An 18,643-nucleotide genomic window follows, 5' to 3' on the forward strand; every position below is an offset into this window, starting at 1 on the left:
TACAAGGTGCCGTCTGCTGCGCTGTGAACTTACGATTCTTTCCTTTAATACCCCATAGCTTTGGGAGACCACACATGCCAGGCGCCATATACGCCGAAGGTCTGGTGAAGACCTTCGGCGATGTCAGGGCTCTGGACGGCGTTGACCTCGATGTCCCAGAAGGCACCGTGCTCGGCCTGCTCGGCCCGAACGGCGCCGGTAAGACCACCACCGTGCGGGTGCTCACCACCCTGCTGCAGCCGGACAGCGGCGCGGCGGTCGTCGCGGGGCTCGATGTCCTCAAGTACCCCAATGAGGTACGCCGTTCCATCGGTCTGTCCGGTCAGTTCGCGGCGGTCGATGAGTACTTGACCGGCCGGGAGAATCTCCAGATGGTCGGCCAGCTCTACCAGATGTCCGCGCGCGACGCGAAGAAGCGGGCCGGTGAGCTGCTGGAGCGCTTCAACCTCGCCGATGCCGCCGACCGCACCGCCAAGACGTACTCCGGCGGTATGCGACGGCGCCTCGACCTCGCGGCCGCGCTGGTCGTCAGCCCGCCGGTGATGTTCATGGACGAGCCGACCACCGGTCTGGACCCCCGTAACCGGCAGGGGCTGTGGGATGTCATCCAGGAGTTGGTCGCCGGTGGCACCACCCTGTTGCTGACCACGCAGTATCTGGAGGAGGCGGACCGGCTCGCCGATGACATCGCCGTCGTCGACCACGGCAAGGTCATCGCCCGGGGCAGCTCCGACCAGCTCAAGGCCCAAACGGGTGGCGAGCGGGTCGAGGTCGTCGTGCACGACCGTGAGCACATCCCCAGCGTCGAGGAGGTCCTGCACGGCCGGAGCCTCGGCAAGGGCGAGGTCACCATCGATCAGCACACCCGCAAGCTGACCGTGCCGGTCACCGGCGGCGCCAAGCTGCTGGCCGAGATCATCCGCGATCTCGACGCACGCGGTATCGAGATCGACGACATCGGGCTGCGCCGCCCGACCCTGGACGATGTCTTTATCTCGCTGACCGGTCACGCGGCCGAGGAGCGGGCGGACGACGAGGAAGAGACCGCGGAGGTTGCCAAGTGAGTGTCACAGCGCCCCGCAAGGTCATTGTCCCCAGGGGCGGCGGAGGCATCGGCCAGTCCGTTTCCGACTCCCTCATCGTCGCCAAGCGCAACCTCATCCGGATGCTCCGCATCCCCGAGGTCATCATCTTCGGACTGATCCAGCCGATCATGTTCGTGGTGCTGTTCAGCTATGTCTTCGGCGGTTCGATCAACATCCCGGGAGCCGGTCTTGACCCTGGTGCCTACCGCGAGTTCCTGATGGCGGGCATCTTCGCGCAGACCGTCACCTTCGCCACGGCGGGTGCGGGAGCGGGTATCGCCGAGGATATGCACAAGGGCCTCATCGACCGCTTCCGCTCACTGCCGATGGCGCGGGGCGCGGTCCTGACGGGGCGTACGCTCGCGGACGCGGTGCAGACCGCGCTCACGCTGGTGGTGCTGGCCATCGTCGCGCTGCTGGTCGGCTGGCGCGCGCACGACGGCATCCTGAAGGCGCTGGCCGCCTTCGGCCTGCTGCTGCTCCTCGGGTACGCCTTCACCTGGATCGGCGCGCTGATCGGCCTCACGGTCCGTACGCCGGAGGCGGCCACCTCCGGCGGGCTGATCTGGCTCTTCCCGCTGACCTTCATCTCCGTCGCCTTCGTACCGTCGGAGAACATGCCGACGTTCCTGCGGCATGTCGCCGAGTGGAATCCCTTCAGTGCGACGGTGATGGCGTGCCGCGATCTCTTCGGCAACCTGCCGGTGGGGTACGAGGCGCCGGCCGCCTGGCCGATGCAGCATCCGGTGATCGCCTCGGTGATCTACTCGCTCCTGATCATCATCCTGTTCCGCACGCTGGCAGTCCGCAAATACCGCTCCGCAACAGCCTGACGGGATACCTTCCCCGGCCCCACCCCTTCCCGGCTGTACTGATTTGCGGCTCCGCCGCGTGGGGGGGCTGCCGCCCCCAGACCCCCACCCCCCGGTTGTGGGCACTCGCAGCCCCGCGAGGGGCTGTGGGTGGGCACAACACCGGCCACCGGCCCGCACCCGGCCAACCCCCATGGGCCCCGGGGCGAAGCCCCGGTTTCCGGGAAGGGGCGGGAATTGGGGAAACCCACCCACGGCACCCCGCAGCCGGGCGGAGCGCCGCCACGCGGCGGAGCCGCATGTCGGTGCAGCCGGGAAGGTGGGGGCGCCTCCCAGCGGTAGCTGGGGAAGGGATACGGGCAACCCCACCCACGGCACCCCCGCAGCCGGGCGAAGCCCCGCCGCGCGGCGGAGCCGCATATCGGTGCAGCCGGGAAGGGGCGGGATACGGGGAAACCCGCCACCCCGGCACCCCCGCAACGGGCGCAAGCCGCGCCGCGCGGCGGAGCCGCACCGCGGTAGGCGGGACCCGGCTCAGCGGAGCAGGGCCTCCAGCACCTTGGGGTCCGCCGTAGGGGCGTCACACGTAAAGCCGCGGCACACATACGCCGCCGCCCGACCATCCAGCAACGGCCGGTCAGCCAGCAACGGCACACCCGTCTCCCCCGGCTCCCCGACCGCGACCGCCGCCCCCGGCGCCGCGCCCAGCAGCGCCGTGCGGTGCAACCGGTCGGTGGCCGGGTCACCGGCCGGGCCGATGACGGCGACCTCGCGGGGACCGTCCAGCGCGGCCTCGGCCACCGCCAGCCCCCAGCCGATGAACCGCGGCGCCCGCCCGCTCAGCGCCTTCACGACACCCAGCGCCCGCTCCGCTGCCTCCCGGTGGCGGCTGCTGCCCGTATAGGCCGCGTACGTCAGCAGCGCACCGGCCGCGGAGGTCCACCCGGAAGGGGTGGCGCCGTCGGTCGGGTCCTGCGGGCGGCGAATGAGCCGTTCAGCGTCGTCGGCGGTGTCATAGAGCGTGCCGTCCGCAGCGGTGAAGTGGCGGAGCACGGCATCCAGCAGGATCCCGGTGAGGTCCAGCCAGGGGGTCTCACCTGTGACGGAGTAGAGGGTGAGGAAGCCCTCGGCGACACAGGCGTAGTCGTCCAGCACACCCGCGCTGGGACCGGCGAGGCCCTCACGGGACGTACGCACCAACCGGCCACGGTCATCCGTATGCACCCCGACGAGCAGATCGGCGGCGGCCGTCGCGGCATCGACCAGATCCGGGCGGTCGAAGTACGCACCGGTCTCGGCCAGTGCCGCGATCGCGAGCCCGTTCCAGGCGGCGACGATCTTCTCATCCCGGCCCGGCCGCGGCCGCCGCTCCCGTGCGGCGTACAGCCGGTCCCGTACGGACGCGATTCGGTCGGCGTCCGCCAGGCCCTCCCGGTCGGGCAGCTGAAGGACCGACGCCCCTTCCTCAAAGGTGCCCTCTTCGGTGACGCCGAAGTACCGCGCGGCCAGCTCGGCGTCTTCCTCGCCCAGCGCCTTCCGAAGCTGCACGGGCGTCCAGGCGTAGAAGGCACCCTCCTTGTGCCGTCCCGCGCCTCCCGTGCCTCCCGCGCCGCCCTCCTCGTCCGGCACCGGGCTGTCGGCGTCCAGCGCCGAGGCGAAACCGCCCTGCTGGGTGCCCAGTTCCCGGACCATGAAGTCGGCCGTCTCCAGCGCGATCCGCCGCGCCTGGTCGGAGCCGGTGGCCCGCCACAGATGGGCGTAAACCCGACATAGCAGCGCATTATCATAAAGCATCTTCTCGAAGTGCGGCACCGTCCAGTCGGCGTCCACCGCGTAGCGGGCGAAGCCACCGCCGAGCTGGTCGTAGATGCCGCCCCGGGCCATCGCCTCGCAGGTCGCCTGCACCATCTGGAGCGCGCCCTCGGCGCCGGTGCGGGCGTGGTGCCGCAGCAGAAACTCCAGCACCATCGACGGCGGGAACTTCGGCGCCCCGCCGAACCCCCCGCGTACCGCGTCGAATTCCCGGGTCAGTCCCAGCAGCGCGGCGGCCAGATCATCGGCCCCGGGCTGCTGCGGGGCGTCGAAGGCGAGGGTGCGCCCGGCCAGGTCACGTACGATCCGCCCGGCGACCTCCGCGACCTCGTCCCGCCGGTCCGCCCATGCGGCCCGTACGCCCTCCAGCACCTGCCGGAAGGACGGCATACCGTGCCGGGGCGCGGGCGGGAAGTAGGTGCCGAAGTAGAAGGGCTCGCCGTCCGGGGTCAGGAAGACCGTCATGGGCCAGCCGCCCTGCCCGGTGGCGGCCTGCACGGCCTCCATATAGACGGAGTCGACATCGGGCCGCTCTTCGCGGTCGACCTTGATGTTGACGAAGTGCTCGTTCTGGTACGCGGCGGTCTCGTCGTCCTCGAAGGACTCATGCGCCATGACATGGCACCAGTGGCAGCTGGAGTACCCCACGCTCAGCAACACCGGCACCGCCCGCTGTCTCGCCTCCTCGAACGCCTCCGGCGACCAGGGCCACCAGTCGACGGGGTTGTCGGCGTGCTGCAGGAGGTACGGGGACGTCTCAGCGGAGAGTCGGTTGGCCATATCCCCATCCTGCCTGACTCGCCAGCGGGGAAAGCCCAGGGAACGCCGCGCGCCCAGCGATCACGCACGGTGACCCCTGCCGCGGCGCAGTTTCCCGGAAGGGTGTTAGAGATCCGCCAGAGGCGGAAGACTTGCTGCCACGGGTTGACGAAGGGGAACGTATGACGGGGGCGACGATGAAGCTGAACGAGGGTCATCGTGCGGCGGCGGAACAGGTGTTGGCGCAGGCGGTCGAGGAAGAGGTGCGGCGCTCCGGCGGGGCGACCGACGGGAGCGTGCTGTTCGCGCGGGCGCGGGCGGCGCTGGATGAGATGGCCGGGCGTGCGGGCGAGGAGTACACCGCCTACGCACGGGCGCTGGCCGCCGCCGCACCCGGGCGGCTCGCGGAACGGTTCACGGGGCGGGCCCTGGGCCCGGCTGTGGGCGCCGTGTGCGCCGCCGGAGTGGCGATTTTGCTCTTCGACCGGGGCCATGGCTTCGGGGACGCGGTGGGCGCCGCCATGGTGGTCGCCGTGGTGGGCGCGTTCGGAGCGCTGCTGCAGATTCTGATCGCCCATCTGTGGGCGGCCCAGCGGGGCGCCGGGGCGCACCATCAGCCCGGCGGTGTCGAGGCGTTACGGCTGGAGTGGCTGACGGCGCTGGAGGTGCGCGGCATACGGCCGTATCTGGAGCAGCAGCGCATGGTCGCCCCCCGGGCGTCACGCGGCGGCAGCGGCACCCGGCGGCGTACGCAGCCACAGCTGCGGGGCCGGGACCGCAGCGCCGCGAACCGCCGCCGGTCCGTACTGGAGCAGTCGTTCGGTCATCTCCCGGCCCCCGACGAGCCGTTCGCCGGACGCAAGGGGCAGCTCACGCAGATCGCCCAGTGGGTGCACCAGGCACGGGCCAGCACGCAGACCCAGCCGACCGTGGTGGTGCTGCACGGGCCGCCGGGGTCGGGGCGTACGACGCTGGCGGTCCGGGCCGCACATGAGCTCCGCGATCAGTTCCGTGGGGCCTGCCTGGTCGATATGCGTGGCGACACCCAGGAGGGGACGCCGCTGACCACGCGGGAGGCGCTGCTGCATCTGCTCAACCGGCTGGGCGCGCCACGGGAGCAGCTGCTGTTCCGGGAACGCCCGGCGCAGGACCAGAATCTGCGGCGGCTGACCGAGCTGTATCACCGGCATCTCGCCGGGCTGCCCGTCACCGTCGTACTGGATGACGCCACCGACGCGGAGCAGGTGGCCGCTCTGGTGCCGGGGCGTTCCGACAGCCTCATCCTGGTCACCGCGCCGGAACCGCTCCAGCTGCCGCCGGAGCTGCCCGCCTGGGTGCACCAGATGGAGCTGGGCGCGCTGGATACGGCGGGCGCGGAAGCGGTGCTGCGGGCGGCCGCCACGGAAGCGGCGGCTCAGCCGTCAGGACAGCACGCGTATGACCACGCGTATGACCGGATCCGCGAGCTGTGCGGCGGGCTGCCGTTCCCGCTGCGGCTCGTGGGGTCGGCGCTGTCGGCGGAGCGCGGCGCCTCGGCGGTGGCCGACGATCTGGCGGCGTACGGTCCCGTCGGCGCGCTGACCCCGATGCAGCGGACGCTGGCGCTGCGCTACGCCGACCAGTCCGAGCCGGCCCGGCGACTGCTGCGGCGGCTCGCCCTGGCCGGGCGGGCCAGCCTGGGCGCGGCGGCGGGGGCGGCGCTGCTGGCCACCGGTGAGCACGAGGCCGGGAGACAGCTGAAGGCGCTGGCCCACGCCGGGCTGATCCAGCATGTGCGCGGCGACCGCTACCGGCTGCACGGTCTGGTGCGGCGCTTCGCACTGGACCGGCTGCTGGACGAGGAGACCACCGAGGAGCGGGCCGCCGCGCAGGAGCGGCTGATCCACTCCTATGCGGAGCTGGCGGACTCGGTGATCCGGATGGTGGACGGCAAGACGTCGACGCGGGCGGATGAGTTCGGCAGCCATGGCTTTCCGTCGCTGGACGCGGCGCTGCGCTGGCTGGACGACGAGTCGAGCTTCATCACGGCGGCGCTGCGGCACGCGGATGAGGGCGTGGACCAGTCGGCTGTACTGCATCTGCTGGGCGCGCTGTGCGACTACTGCCTGCTGCGCGGTGATCTCTACCGGCTGGGTGAGCTGAATGAGCTCACCCAGGCCATAGACCAGGGGTTGCTGACCCGGTCCGTGCAGTGGCGCACCGGTGTCGCGGCCCGGCAGCTCGGGGAGCTGGACCGGTCGCACACGACCCTGGCCTCGGTGGTCAATCTCTATCTGGAGGCCGAGCACCCGGCGGGCGCCGCCCGCACCCTGCGCGAGCTGGGCATCACCCTGCACCATCAGGGGCAGCTGCGGGACGCCGCCGCCAAACTGAACCAGGCGCTGGAGCTACAGGCCCACGAGGGACTGCGCGGCGACCGGGCATGGACACTGCACGCGCTGGCAGCGGTCGAGCGGGACCGTGGCCGGGTGCCCGAGGCGATGGACATGCTGCAGGAGTCCCTCACCCTGCATCAGGAGAGCGAGAGCGTGCACGGCCAGGCGTGGGCGCACTACCACCTCGGCCAGACCCTGCTGCGCGGCGGCGAGGTGCCGGGCGCCGAGGCAGAGCTGCACCAGGCGCTGGAGGACTACCGCCGCACCCAGGACGGCCGTGGCCAGGCCTGGGCGCAGACTCAGCTGGCCCGGGCACGGCTGTACGCCGAGAACGTCGGGGACCCCACGGAAGCCGTGGAGCAGCTGCACGGCGCGCTGCTGCGGCACCGGGAGAACGAGGACGCGCGCGGCGAGGCGTGGACGCTGTACTACCTGGGCCTCGCACTGGAGGAGTCCGGTAACCGGGACAGCGCGGTGCAGGAGCTGGAACGGGCCCGGGCGAGCTTCAGCCGGATGCGGGACATGTACGGGCTGGCCTGTGCCCGGCACCATCTGGGCCGGGTCACCCGGGACCAGCGGGCGACCCGTACGGGTTCGCTGCACAACAGCGGCTTCGCGCGGCAGCTGCTGCAGGACGCCCGGACGGACTTCAGGCGGGCGGGGGTGGCGCACGGCGAGGCATGGTCATGCCTGGAGCTGGCGGTGATCGACGCGGGCAACGGTAAGCCGTCGCAGGCGCTGGAGCTGGTGGATGAGGCGCTGGGGCTCTTCTCGGCCGGTTACGGCGTCGAGCCGGGCGCCGTCCCGGACCAGCGGGGCGCCGACTGGGCCCGCTTCCTGCGCTGCACGCTGCTGCCCTTTGCCTCGCCGGGCGGCTCGGTGGTGGGCGTCGCGGTGGCCCAGGAGGAGCTGGCGGGGCTGCTGCGGGAGGGCCATCCGGCCCGGGATCCGGTGCTGGAGGACAGTGCGGAGGCGTATGCCCTGATGCTGGAACGGGGCATCGAGCCGGAGTCGGGGTGGCGGGTGTGGCAGCTGGGTATGGTTCCCAGCCGCCAGTCCCGGGACGTGATGGGCGCAGCGGGGCGGCTGCTTCCCTGACCCCGCGCCTCCCCGGCTGTGCCGGTATGCGGTTCCACCGCGCGGCGGGGCTTCGCCCCGGGGGTGGGGTGCCCGGGGTGGGTGTCCCCGTATCCCGGCCCTTCCCGGCTGTGTCGATATGCGGCTCCGCCGCGTGGCGGGGCTTCGCCCGGTGGCGGGGTTGCCGTGGGTGGGTTTCCCCTATGCCCGCCCCTTCCCGGAAACCGGGGCTTCGCCCCGGGCCCCGGGGTTGGCCGGTGCGGGCCGGTGGGCGGTGTTGTGCCCACCCGTTCCGCCCTGCGGAACGACTGCCCACAACACGGGTGGGGGTCTGGGGGCGGCAGCCCCCAGTTTTGGGAAGGGGTGGGTCAGGGGAAACCCACCCGGTCAGGGGTTCGGCTTCTCTTCGTCGAAGTCGACCTTCTGCATGTGGCGGTTCATGGACTTCATCAGAAACCAGACCCCCAGCCCCATCAGGGCGAAGACGATGAAGCCGAGGACGCCGGGCGTCACCTTGTTCTCGTCCAGCTCCTTCGCGAGCTGGACGAGCTCGGGCGCGTACGTCAGGGTCGCGGTGGCACTCATGGCGTCAATTGTCGCGGATGCCGGCGAAGAGGTCGTCCTCGGGTAGGGACGTATCCACGAGCGACCTCGCGAGCTCGTACTCCTCCGTCGGCCAGACCTCCTGCTGGACATCCATCGGCACCCGGAACCAGCCGCCGTCCGGGTCGATCTGTGTCGCGTGCGCGATCAGCGCCTTGTCACGGACCTGGAAGAACTCCGCGCACGGAATGTACGTCGTCAGGTCACGGTCCTTCTTCTGGAACTCGTCCCAGCGCTTGAGCCACTCCTCGTACGGCGAGTCCATGCCGCGCTCCAGCAGCGCCTCATGCAGGGCGAGGGTGCGCGGCCGGTTGAAGCCCTGGTTGTAGTAGAGCTTCTGCGGCTGCCAGGCCGGGCCCGCCTCCGGGTACCGGGAAGCGTCCCCCGCAGCGTCGAAGGCCACCATCGTGATCCGGTGGGTCATGATGTGGTCGGGGTGCGGATAGCCACCGTTCTCGTCGTACGTGGTCACCACATGCGGCTTGAACGTGCGGATCAGCCGTACCAGCGCGCCCGCCGCCTCCGCCACGTCCTGAAGGGCGAAGCAGCCGTCCGGCAGCGGCGGCAGCGGGTCGCCCTCGGGCAGTCCGGAGTCGACAAAGCCCAGCCACGCCTGTTTGACACCGAGGATTTCGCGGGCCTCGTCCATCTCCTTACGACGGACCTCGTGGATGTTGTCCTCGATATATCTGTCCCCCTGGAGCTTCGGGTTGAGGATGGAGCCGCGCTCACCGCCTGTGCAGGTCGCGACCAGCACATCCACCCCCTCGGATACGTACTTCGCCATGGTCGCCGCACCCTTGCTCGACTCATCGTCGGGGTGCGCGTGCACGGCCATCAGTCGCAGCTGCTCAGTCAAGACTCGATCCTCGTTAACTCGTCACCAAAGACGGCTTCTATAGTGACCGAACCAGCACCCTGATGTATTCCCTGTGACCCCTGAGGGACGTGACCATGGCTGACCTGCGCGGCAGACTGCCCGAAGGGCGGTACGGACGGCGTTCCGCCGGCGATGACGCGCGGGCGGACCGTACACTGAAGATTGTCGGCGGGGTGCTGGGTGCGGCCTTCCTGGCGATGATCGGCTGGTTCGGGATCTCGTATATCTCCGCCAGCAGCGACATCAGCGCGGAGCTGATCAAGTTCAAGGTTGTCTCGGACAACGAGGTGCAGGCGCACCTTGAGGTCCGTAAGGGGGCCGAGGTCAGGGGCGTCTGTGCACTGCGTGCGCTGTCTGCCGACAAGGCCGAGGTCGGCCGTAAGGACTTCGCCTTCGAGCAGCGCGAGAGCCGCGTCGACAGGGTCGTCACCCTGCGCACCACCGGTCGGGCGACCACTGCGGAGCTCGTCGGCTGTGAGCCAACGGGTGGCCGCTGAGGGTTAGCGCGGCTACACCCGCCCGGGAAGATGCAGCAGTCCGCCGCTCGGAATTGTTATGGTCGATGTTTCGCCCACCCATGGAGGCGCATCTTCTGGGTAGGGCGTTGCTTTATATCCCGAGTACCTGCGAGGAGCACCTGTGACCCAGACCAGCGACAACGTCACCTGGCTGACCCAGGAGGCGTACAACCAGCTCAAGGCCGAGCTGGAGTATCTGTCGGGTCCCGCACGCACCGAGATCGCCAAGAAGATCGAGGCGGCTCGCGAAGAGGGTGACCTGCGAGAGAACGGCGGCTATCACGCCGCCAAGGAGGAGCAGGGTAAGCAGGAGCTGCGGGTGCGCCAGCTAACGCAGCTGCTGGAGAACGCCAAGGTCGGCGAGGCGCCCGCGGACACCGGTGTGGTCGCCCCCGGCATGGTGGTCACCATCGCCTTTGACGGCGACCCGGACGACACCCTGACCTTCCTCCTGGCTTCACGGGAGTACGCGAGCTCGGACATCGAGACGTACTCCCCGCAGTCCCCGCTCGGTAGCGGCGTGAACGGCAAGAAGATTGGCGAGGACGCCGAGTATGAGCTGCCGAACGGCAAGATGGCCTCGGTGAGGGTCCTGGAGGCCAAGCCCTACCAGGGCTGATACGCCCGCTCATACGCAGAGCCCCCGGCTTGTTACAGCCGGGGGCTCTGCGTATCACGGTGCACGTCACGATGCGCGTCACGGCGACGGTCGGACACGGAAGTGTGGCGAGGCTGCCTCCACGTGGCGAAAAACACCAGGCGCTGTGCGTTACGCCGCCGTATCGTGGCCGCTATGCAGGTGATCCAGTCAACGAAGCTCGCAAACGTCTGCTACGAGATCCGGGGCCCGGTTCTCGAGGAGGCCATGCGGCTGGAGGCGGCGGGTCACCGCATCCTCAAGCTCAATACCGGGAATCCGGCGGCCTTCGGCTTTGAGTGTCCGCCGGAGATCCTGGAGGACATGCTGCGCAATGTCGCAGGCGCGCATGGCTACGGCGACGCCAAGGGGCTGCTCTCCGCCCGTCGCGCGGTGATGCAGCACTACCAGACGCGGGGCATCGAGCTTTCGGTTGAGGACATCTATCTGGGCAATGGCGTCTCCGAGCTGATCCAGATGTCGATGCAGGCGCTGCTGGACGACGGCGATGAGGTGCTGGTCCCGGCGCCGGACTATCCGCTGTGGACGGCGTCCGTCTCGCTGTCCGGCGGTACGGCCGTGCACTACCGCTGTGATGAGCAGTCCGACTGGATGCCGGACCTCGCCGATATCGAGCGGAAGGTCACCGACCGGACCAAGGCGCTGGTCATCATCAACCCGAACAACCCGACTGGCGCGGTGTACAGCGATGAGATGCTGCGCGCTCTGACGGAGATCGCCCGCCGCCACAACCTCGTCGTCTGCTCCGATGAGATCTACGACAAGATCCTCTACGACGGCGCCACGCACACCCCGACGGCCGCGATCGCCCCGGATCTGCTGACGCTCACCTTCAACGGTCTGTCGAAGGCGTACCGGGTCGCTGGCTACCGCAGCGGCTGGATGGCGGTCTGCGGACCGAAGGCGCACGCCGGGAGCTATGTCGAGGGCCTGACGATCCTGGCCAATATGCGGTTGTGCGCGAACATGCCCGCACAGCACGCGGTCGCCACCGCGCTGGGCGGCCATCAGTCGATCAATGATCTGGTGCTGCCGGGCGGACGGCTGCGGGAACAGCGCGATGTGGCGTACGACCTGCTCACCCAGATCCCGGGCGTAACCTGCGTCAAGCCGAAGGGCGCCATCTACGCCTTCCCGCGGCTCGACCCGAAGGTCTTCAAGATCAAGGACGACCGGGAGATGGTCCTTGATCTGCTGCGTGCGGAGAAGATCATGATTGTGCACGGCACCGGTTTCAACTGGCCGGAGCCGGATCACTTCCGCATTGTCACGCTGCCCGGGGAGAAGCAGCTGGCGGACGCGGTGACGCGGATCGGCACCTTCCTGGACGGTTACGGTCAGCACTGAGCCCGATCCGAGCCCGAGCCCGAGTCTGATCTGACTGATCCTGCTATGCACTACAACTTTAGACAGTGTCTAAGTTAGGATGGTCTCCTGAATATGCCAGGAGGCCTCCATGTATGAACCGATCCGCACCACATCGGTCTCCACCGACCATTTCCCGCAGCGCTCTCGTGAGGAAGAGCTGGACATCCGGCTTGCCGGACACCTCACCGCGCTGCTGACCGTGACCGATGAGCTGCGCGCGCTGACGCCCAGTGTGGAGCTCGATACCGCCGCACACCGGCTCGCCACACAGGTGGCCCGGCTCCGCGACGGGCGCGCTCCGCTGCGGGCTGATCCCACCGTGCGCAGCGGCTCCGCCGCGCACATTGAGTCGCTGCACCAGCGAGCGCACACCCTGGCGGGTAACGCGCTGGTGGTGGCCACGGCCCGGGAAGACATACCGGGCGAGGCGCTGGCGGCCGCCCGTATGGAAGCCCACGCGAAGGCGCTGGGCCTGCAGCCGAGCCCCTGACACCCTGACATCACTGCGCGCAGGGCCGGGTACGTCGCGTACCCGGCCCTGCGCGCAGAAGGTGATTACCCCAAGCGCTCCACCAGGGCGCGGTATTCGTCCCACAGCTCCTTCGGCGTGTGGTCACCGAACGTGTTCAGGTGCTCCGGCACCAGCGCCGCCTCATCCCGCCAGACGTCCTTGTCGACCGTCAGCAGGAAGTCGAGCTCGGCCTCCGAGAGGTCAAGACCGGCCGTGTCGAGGGCGCCCTTCGCCGGCAGGACACCGATCGGCGTCTCCACGCCCTCCGCCTCACCGTTCAGCCGTCCGACGATCCACTTCAGGACCCGGCTGTTCTCGCCGAAGCCCGGCCACACGAACCTGCCCGCGTCGTTCTTGCGGAACCAGTTCACGTAGTAGATCTTCGGCAGCTTCGCCGGATCCGCGTTCTTGCCGATCTTGACCCAGTGGGCCATGTAGTCGCCCATGTTGTAGCCGCAGAACGGCAGCATCGCGAACGGGTCACGGCGCAGCTCGCCGACCTTGCCCTCGGCCGCCGCCGTCTTCTCGGAAGCGACGTTCGCGCCCAGGAAGACACCGTGCTGCCAGCTGAAGGACTCCGTCACCAGCGGCACCGCGCTCGCCCGGCGGCCACCGAAGAGGATGGCCGAGATCGGCACCCCCTTGGGGTCCTCCCACTCCGGGGCGATGATCGGGCACTGCCCGGCCGGAACGGTGAAGCGGGCGTTGGGATGCGCGGCCGGGGTGCCGGACTCCGGCGTCCAGTCATTGCCCTTCCAGTCGGTGAGGTGGGCGGGGGGCTCCTCAGTCATGTCCTCCCACCACACATCACCGTCGTCCGTCAACGCGACGTTGGTGAAGACCGCGTTGCCCCACAGGGTCTTCATCGCATTGGCGTTGGTGTGCTCACCGGTGCCCGGCGCGACGCCGAAGAAGCCCGCCTCCGGGTTGATCGCGTAGAGCTTGCCGTCCTCGCCGAAGCGCATCCACGCGATGTCGTCGCCGATGGTCTCGACCGTCCACCCCGGGATGGTCGGCTCCAGCATCGCCAGGTTCGTCTTGCCGCACGCGCTCGGGAAAGCGGCCGCGACATACTTCGACTCGCCCTTCGGCGGGGTCAGTTTGAGGATCAGCATGTGCTCGGCGAGCCAGCCCTCGTCCCGCGCCATCACCGAGGCGATACGCAGCGCGTAGCACTTCTTGCCCAGCAGCGCGTTGCCGCCGTAGCCGGATCCGTAGGACCAGATCTCCCGGGCCTCCGGGAAGTGCGAGATGTACTTGGTCTCGTTGCACGGCCACGGCACATTCGCCTCGCCCGGCTCCAGCGGTGCGCCAACACTGTGCACGGCCTTGACGAAGAAGCCGTCGGTGCCCAGCTCATCCAGGACCGGCTGACCCATCCGCGTCATCGTGCGCATGGAGGCGGCGACATAGCCCGAGTCGGTGATCTCGACGCCGATGGCGGAGAGCGGTGAGCCGAGCGGGCCCATGCAGAACGGCACGACGTACATCGTGCGACCGCGCATCGAGCCCCGGAAGACGCCCTTGTCGCCGGAGAAGACGGCCCGCATTTCGGCGGGGTCCTTCCAGTGGTTGGTCGGGCCCGCGTCCTCCTCCTTCTCGGAACAGATGAAGGTGCGGTTCTCGACGCGGGCGACGTCCGACGGGTCAGAGGCGGCGTAGTAAGAGTGGGGGCGCTTGATCGGGTCGAGCTTCTTGAAGGTGCCCTTCTCGACGAGCTCCTCGCACAGGCGCTCGTATTCGGCTTCCGAACCGTCGCACCAGACGACCCGGTCGGGCTGAGTCAGCTCGGCGATCTCGTCGACCCAGGTGATCAGTTCCTGGTGCTGGGTGCGGGCCGGGGTGGTGGGAGCCGCAGTACTGCGCGCCACAATCGCTCCAAGGTTTGAGGGTTTTGTACGGATACAGGCACGTATATCCGCTGATATCCAGTTGTAGACGGTGTCCAGCTCAAGAGCTCAAGCTCGGCCCCTTGGGGGCTGCGACCCGGACGCTGCGGCGATGCTCATCCGGTGTCGACCACGCTCATCTGATCATGGCCCGCTCGCTCGTATGTGTCCAGTGGGCCCACAGGTGAGCATCACCACTCGGTGCTGGTGGCCCTGGTTACACCTCTGAGTCTCGGGGGTTAGCACCACCGTCTTACCTGCGCGGCGTCGGTAACCTGTGCGCATGACTGCCGCAGCGCCCGACCCCGAAGCTGGGTCAAAGCCCGCGATACCCCATCTCCACCTCAAGCCGCGACTGCGCGGCTGGCTGCATGCCGGGATGTTCCCGGCAGCGCTCGCCTCGGGCATCTTCCTCACCGCGCTCGCCGACTCCACCCGTGGCCGGCTGGCCTGCGCGATCTACACCCTGACCGCCTGCCTGCTGTTCGGCGTCAGTGCCCTCTACCACCGGGGCAACTGGGGCCCGCGCGCCAGCGGTCTGCTGCGCCGCCTCGACCACGCGAATATCTTCCTGATCATCGCGGGCACCTATACGCCCCTGACGATCCTGCTCCTGGATGGTGCCCGGGGACAGCTCCTGCTCTGGGGCATCTGGGCGGCGGCGGCCGCCGGTATCGCGTTCCGTGTCTTCTGGGTCGGCGCCCCGCGCTGGCTCTACACCCCCTGCTATCTCGCCATGGGCTGGGCCGCGGTGTTCTTCCTCCCCGACTTTCTGCGGACGGGCGGCCTCGCGGTGCTCATCTGTGTCGTGATCGGTGGCCTGCTCTACAGCGTGGGCGGCATCGTCTACGGCATCAAGCGCCCGAACCCATCACCACGCTGGTTCGGCTTCCACGAGGTTTTCCACTCCTTCACCCTGGCGGCCTTCGTGGTGCACTACGTAGGGATCTCGCTGGTCGCATACCGCCACGCCTAGGCGGTGGCCGCGTGGGTTTCCGGAGGGCTCGATTTTCGAGCCCGTCCGGCGTTTGAGGACCGGGGTCTGGGGCGGAGCCCCTGTTCCGGGAAGGGGCGGGTTAGGGGAGCCCCCCGCCCCGCTAGGCGCGGCGCCGTCGGACCGAGCGGCCCGCCAGCGCATCCGTCCGGCGGCCGTCCTCGATGGCGAGCCGGCCGCCGACCATGACATACGGGATCCCCGTGGGCAGCACGCGCGGCCGCGCGAACGTCGCACCCGCCCCCACCGTCTCCGGGTCAAAGAGCACCAGATCCGCCCGGTACCCCTCGCGCACCAGCCCCCGGTCCGCCAGCCGGAGCCGGGCGGCCGCCCGAGAGGTCAGATGGGCGACGCACTCCTCCAGCGACAGCACGCCCAACTCCCGTACGTAGTACCCCAGATACCGGGGGAAGGTCCCATACGCCCGTGGGTGCGGCTTCTCCCCCTGGAGGATGCCGTCGCTGCCCCCCGTATGCGCCCGGTGCCGCATGATCGCCTGAACGTTCTCCTCGTGACCGACATGCTGGAGGACCGTCGTACCGAGCTGGTCCTCGGTCAGCAGCCGCCGCGCCTGCTCAAAGGAGTTCAGCCGCCGCCCCACGAAGCGGGCCAGCTCCGGGTTGCCGGGGTGAGCGACGCCGGATACCTCGATCGTCCCCCACTCCAGGGGCACCCCATGGCACCCGTCGGCGCCCTCGACCTCCATGACATGCCGGATACGGGCGCATGTCCCGGCATCTCGCAGCCGCGCCAGTGTCGCCTCCGGCCCGCCCTCCGTCGCCCAGCTGGGCAGCAGCGCGGCGAGCGTGGTGCACCCCGGTAGATAGGGATACGTATCCAGCGAGATATCCGCCCCGGCGGCCAGTGCCTCATCCAGCAGCTTCAGCAGCTCCGGCGCCCGGTCCTTGTTCACGCCGAAGTTCATGGTCGCGTGCGCGAGATGGAGGGAGCAGCCCGCCTCCCGGGCCAGCGCGACCATCTCCGCGTACGCCTCCAGAGCTCCCGCGCCGTAGGAGCGGTGATGCGGGCAGTAGTAACCGCCGTACCCCGCCACTACCCGGCACAGCTCGGTGAGTTCGCCGTCCGAGGCGTACATTCCCGGGGTATACGTCAGCCCGGAGGAGAGCCCCACCGCGCCCTGCTCCAGCCCCTCGGCGACCAGCCGCCGCATCCTTCCCAGCTCCGCCTCCGTCGCGGGCCGGTCATCCCACCCCATGGCGAGCATCCGCACCGTGCCCTGCGGGATCAGATAAGCGGCGTTGACGGCGATGCCCTGGTCGAGCCGGTCCAGATACTCCCCGACGGTCCGCCAGTCGAAGTCGATATCGGCCCCGTCACCGTTCCAGCCGGTGATCGCCCGCCGCACCTCCGCCAGCGTCCGGTCGTCCACCGGGGCGTAGGAGAGCCCGTCCTGCCCGATGACCTCAAGCGTCACACCCTGCGCGAGCTTCGCGGAGTGGTCGGGGTCGCGCAGCAGCGCGAGATCGCTGTGCGCGTGCATATCGATAAAGCCAGGCGCGAGCACAAGCCCACCGCCATCCAGCACCCGCCCGCCCCTCAGCGGCCCCCCAATCGCCGCGATCCGCCCGCCCTCAATCCCCACATCGGCCCGATACGACGGCCCCCCACCCCCATCAACAACCCACGCCCCCCGAACAACAACCTCCACAACAACCTCCACCCCCCCCGTTGTGGGCACTCGGTCCGCCCGAGGGGCGGAACGGGTGGGCACAACACCCGGCCGCCGGCCCGCACCGCCCAACCCCGGGGGCCCCGGGGCGCAAGCCCCGGTTTCGGGAAGGGGCGGGCTTAGGGGAACCCCACCCCTGGGACCCCGCACCCCGCACCCCGCATCGCTAGAAGAACGTCCGGATGTAATCCGTAACCGCGCCGTCCTCCGCGACCAGCGGAATCAACTGCCACTTGTCAAAGATCGTGCACGGATGCGACATCCCCAGCCCCACCCAGTCACCGACCTCCAGCCGAACCCCCTCCCCAACCCGCAACCACCCATGCTGATCGGACAGCGCCGTGACCGCGATCCCATCCGCCCCCCGCACTGCCCCCGTCACCGCGTCCCGTACGACCTTCGCCTCCGGCAGATGAAGGTCATGCGCCGCATCCCGCTTACCCGCGTTGACGAACGCTTGCCCCGGCTCCGGCCGGGAGATGACCTGCGCCCACAGCGTGAACGCTGCCCGCAGACTCCCTTCCTCCGGCACCCGGTTGAACGGCGTCAGCTTCCGGTACTGCCCGTTGTCATGCGATACGTACGCCCCCGACCGCAACAGCCTCAGCACCGGCGCCGACAGCTGAGGCAGCTCCTCGAAGACCTCAGCCACCGCGTCAAACCACGCGCTGCCGCCCGCGCTGACCACCACCTCGTCCAGCCCCGCGAACCGCCCCGCCTTGTCGAAGTCCGCCGCCAGGGCGACCAGCCGCCGCAGCCACGCCGTCACCCGCTCCGGCGTGGCATCCGGCACCTCACCCTCGTACCCCGCGACGCCAACGAGCCGCAGCGTGGACACCGCGGCCACCGCGTCGGCGACCGCCGCGCACTCCGCCTCCGTACGCACCCCCGTGCGCGCCCCGTCGCCCGCGCCCAGCTCGACCACCACATCGACCGGCCGCGAGCCCCCCGCCGCCCGCAGCGCCGCGTTCATCAGCTCGACGCCCCGCACCGAGTCGACGTAACACACGAACCGGAACTCCGGATCGGCGTCCAGCTCACCCGCGAGCCAGCTCAGCGCCGCCGCGTCCACCAACTCATTGGCCAGGAAGATCCGCTGAACGCCGAATGCCCGGTAGACCCGCAGGTGCGCGGGAGTGGCAGCCGTAATGCCCCACGCTCCGCGCTCGATCTGCCGGGCGAAGAGCTGCGGTGCCATGGAGGTCTTGCCGTGCGGGGCGAAGGCGAGGCCGTGCCGCTCGGCGAACGTCTCCAGCGCGACGAGATTGTGCTCCAACGCCTCGGCCGACAGCGCGAGTACGGGAGTGGTGAAGCCGCCGGTGAAGAGATTGCGCCGCTCGGCGGCGAGCGCGCTCACGGTCATCCCGGCCGCGTCCGGCGGAAGTCCCTTGAAGCGGTAGTCGACGACCTCGTCGGCCAGGGTATTGGGCATGCTGCGACTCCCATGACTGCGTATACCGGTCAACGCTCTCCAGCATCCCTCCCCGCGGAAGGAGGGCCGACGTCTGCTCCCTCTTTTGGGGGTTTGTGCTGACCCGCTCTTAACTGGATCGGTCTACTATTCCCTGCTGGCCCGTTACTGACCCCTTCTCAGCACGTTCTCCTGTACCGA

14 protein-coding genes are annotated in these 18,643 nt (G+C 69.5%); 8 read left to right on the forward strand and 6 right to left on the reverse strand.

All coding sequences use genetic code 11. The features are described 5' to 3' along the window. The first annotated feature begins 74 nt into the window (after positions 1–74). A complete protein-coding gene (locus test1122_RS17545; RefSeq protein ID WP_232270111.1) occupies positions 75–1,064 on the forward strand; it encodes an ATP-binding cassette domain-containing protein in 990 nt (329 codons plus the stop codon). Beyond that, entirely contained in the window at positions 1,061–1,918 is an 858-nt protein-coding gene (locus test1122_RS17550) for an ABC transporter permease (RefSeq protein ID WP_422397001.1), read from the forward strand. Before test1122_RS17545 ends, test1122_RS17550 begins: the two co-directional genes overlap by 4 nt. 513 nt (positions 1,919–2,431) lie before the next feature. Here the strand turns inward: test1122_RS17550 and test1122_RS17555 are convergent. After that, positions 2,432–4,489, reverse strand: a complete 2,058-nt coding sequence (locus test1122_RS17555) for a thioredoxin domain-containing protein (protein WP_232270112.1) — start codon at positions 4,487–4,489, stop codon at positions 2,432–2,434. 161 nt (positions 4,490–4,650) lie between these two features. On the opposite strand from test1122_RS17555, the gene test1122_RS17560 reads away from it, so the two are divergent. Further along, positions 4,651–7,941 (forward strand): tetratricopeptide repeat protein, encoded by a 3,291-nt coding sequence (locus test1122_RS17560; RefSeq protein WP_232270113.1) that lies wholly within the window; start codon positions 4,651–4,653, stop codon positions 7,939–7,941. Between the two features lie 366 nt (positions 7,942–8,307). On the opposite strand, the gene test1122_RS17565 is transcribed toward test1122_RS17560, so the two are convergent. Both test1122_RS17565 and mca read right to left on the reverse strand, forming a co-directional pair. Further along, complete coding sequence (locus test1122_RS17565; RefSeq protein WP_232270114.1) at positions 8,308–8,505, reverse strand: hypothetical protein; 198 nt, start codon at positions 8,503–8,505, stop codon at positions 8,308–8,310. Between the two features lie 4 nt (positions 8,506–8,509). Next, positions 8,510–9,382, reverse strand: coding sequence for a mycothiol conjugate amidase Mca (gene mca / locus test1122_RS17570; RefSeq protein WP_232270115.1), 873 nt, complete (start codon positions 9,380–9,382; stop codon positions 8,510–8,512). 95 nt (positions 9,383–9,477) lie between these two features. On the opposite strand from mca, the gene test1122_RS17575 reads away from it, so the two are divergent. From test1122_RS17575 to test1122_RS17590, 4 genes are all read left to right on the forward strand, one after another. Next, positions 9,478–9,900, forward strand: a complete 423-nt coding sequence (locus tag test1122_RS17575; RefSeq protein ID WP_232270116.1) for a DUF4307 domain-containing protein — start codon at positions 9,478–9,480, stop codon at positions 9,898–9,900. Between the two features lie 142 nt (positions 9,901–10,042). Next, positions 10,043–10,540: a transcription elongation factor GreA gene (gene greA, locus test1122_RS17580; RefSeq protein WP_232270117.1), complete on the forward strand. Its 498-nt coding sequence runs from the start codon at positions 10,043–10,045 to the stop codon at positions 10,538–10,540. Positions 10,541–10,714: 174 nt separating this feature from the next. After that, entirely contained in the window at positions 10,715–11,926 is a 1,212-nt protein-coding gene (locus test1122_RS17585) for a pyridoxal phosphate-dependent aminotransferase (RefSeq protein ID WP_232270118.1), read from the forward strand. Positions 11,927–12,035: 109 nt separating this feature from the next. After that, entirely contained in the window at positions 12,036–12,437 is a 402-nt protein-coding gene (locus test1122_RS17590; protein WP_232270119.1) for an SCO4983 family protein, read from the forward strand. A gap of 65 nt (positions 12,438–12,502) precedes the next feature. Here the strand turns inward: test1122_RS17590 and test1122_RS17595 are convergent, their stop codons facing one another. Continuing rightward, a complete protein-coding gene (locus test1122_RS17595) occupies positions 12,503–14,329 on the reverse strand; it encodes a phosphoenolpyruvate carboxykinase (GTP) (RefSeq protein ID WP_232270120.1) in 1,827 nt (608 codons plus the stop codon). A gap of 301 nt (positions 14,330–14,630) precedes the next feature. Between test1122_RS17595 and trhA the strand changes: the two genes are divergently transcribed. Beyond that, a complete protein-coding gene (trhA, locus tag test1122_RS17600) occupies positions 14,631–15,323 on the forward strand; it encodes a PAQR family membrane homeostasis protein TrhA (RefSeq protein ID WP_232270121.1) in 693 nt (230 codons plus the stop codon). A 121-nt stretch (positions 15,324–15,444) separates the two neighbouring features. Here the strand turns inward: trhA and test1122_RS17605 are convergent, their stop codons facing one another. Both test1122_RS17605 and test1122_RS17610 read right to left on the reverse strand, forming a co-directional pair. Further along, positions 15,445–17,010, reverse strand: coding sequence for an N-acyl-D-amino-acid deacylase family protein (locus test1122_RS17605; RefSeq protein ID WP_232270122.1), 1,566 nt, complete (start codon positions 17,008–17,010; stop codon positions 15,445–15,447). Between the two features lie 187 nt (positions 17,011–17,197). Beyond that, positions 17,198–18,463, reverse strand: coding sequence for an alanine racemase (locus test1122_RS17610; RefSeq protein WP_232270123.1), 1,266 nt, complete (start codon positions 18,461–18,463; stop codon positions 17,198–17,200). Between the last annotated feature and the right edge of the window lie 180 nt (positions 18,464–18,643).

This window comes from Streptomyces gobiensis, assembly GCF_021216675.1.
Classification (GTDB): domain Bacteria; phylum Actinomycetota; class Actinomycetes; order Streptomycetales; family Streptomycetaceae; genus Streptomyces; species Streptomyces gobiensis.

What these genes read in the sequence shown, in the direction of transcription:
- test1122_RS17545 (WP_232270111.1), top strand. Translation starts at nt 75, where the DNA reads ATGCCAGGCGCCATATACGCCGAAGGTCTGGTGAAGACCTTCGGCGAT.
- test1122_RS17555 (WP_232270112.1), bottom strand. Translation starts at nt 4,489, where the DNA reads ATGGCCAACCGACTCTCCGCTGAGACGTCCCCGTACCTCCTGCAGCAC.
- test1122_RS17560 (WP_232270113.1), top strand. Translation starts at nt 4,651, where the DNA reads ATGACGGGGGCGACGATGAAGCTGAACGAGGGTCATCGTGCGGCGGCG.
- test1122_RS17565 (WP_232270114.1), bottom strand. Translation starts at nt 8,505, where the DNA reads ATGAGTGCCACCGCGACCCTGACGTACGCGCCCGAGCTCGTCCAGCTC.
- test1122_RS17575 (WP_232270116.1), top strand. Translation starts at nt 9,478, where the DNA reads ATGGCTGACCTGCGCGGCAGACTGCCCGAAGGGCGGTACGGACGGCGT.
- test1122_RS17585 (WP_232270118.1), top strand. Translation starts at nt 10,715, where the DNA reads ATGCAGGTGATCCAGTCAACGAAGCTCGCAAACGTCTGCTACGAGATC.
- test1122_RS17590 (WP_232270119.1), top strand. Translation starts at nt 12,036, where the DNA reads ATGTATGAACCGATCCGCACCACATCGGTCTCCACCGACCATTTCCCG.
- trhA (WP_232270121.1), top strand. Translation starts at nt 14,631, where the DNA reads ATGACTGCCGCAGCGCCCGACCCCGAAGCTGGGTCAAAGCCCGCGATA.
- test1122_RS17610 (WP_232270123.1), bottom strand. Translation starts at nt 18,463, where the DNA reads ATGCCCAATACCCTGGCCGACGAGGTCGTCGACTACCGCTTCAAGGGA.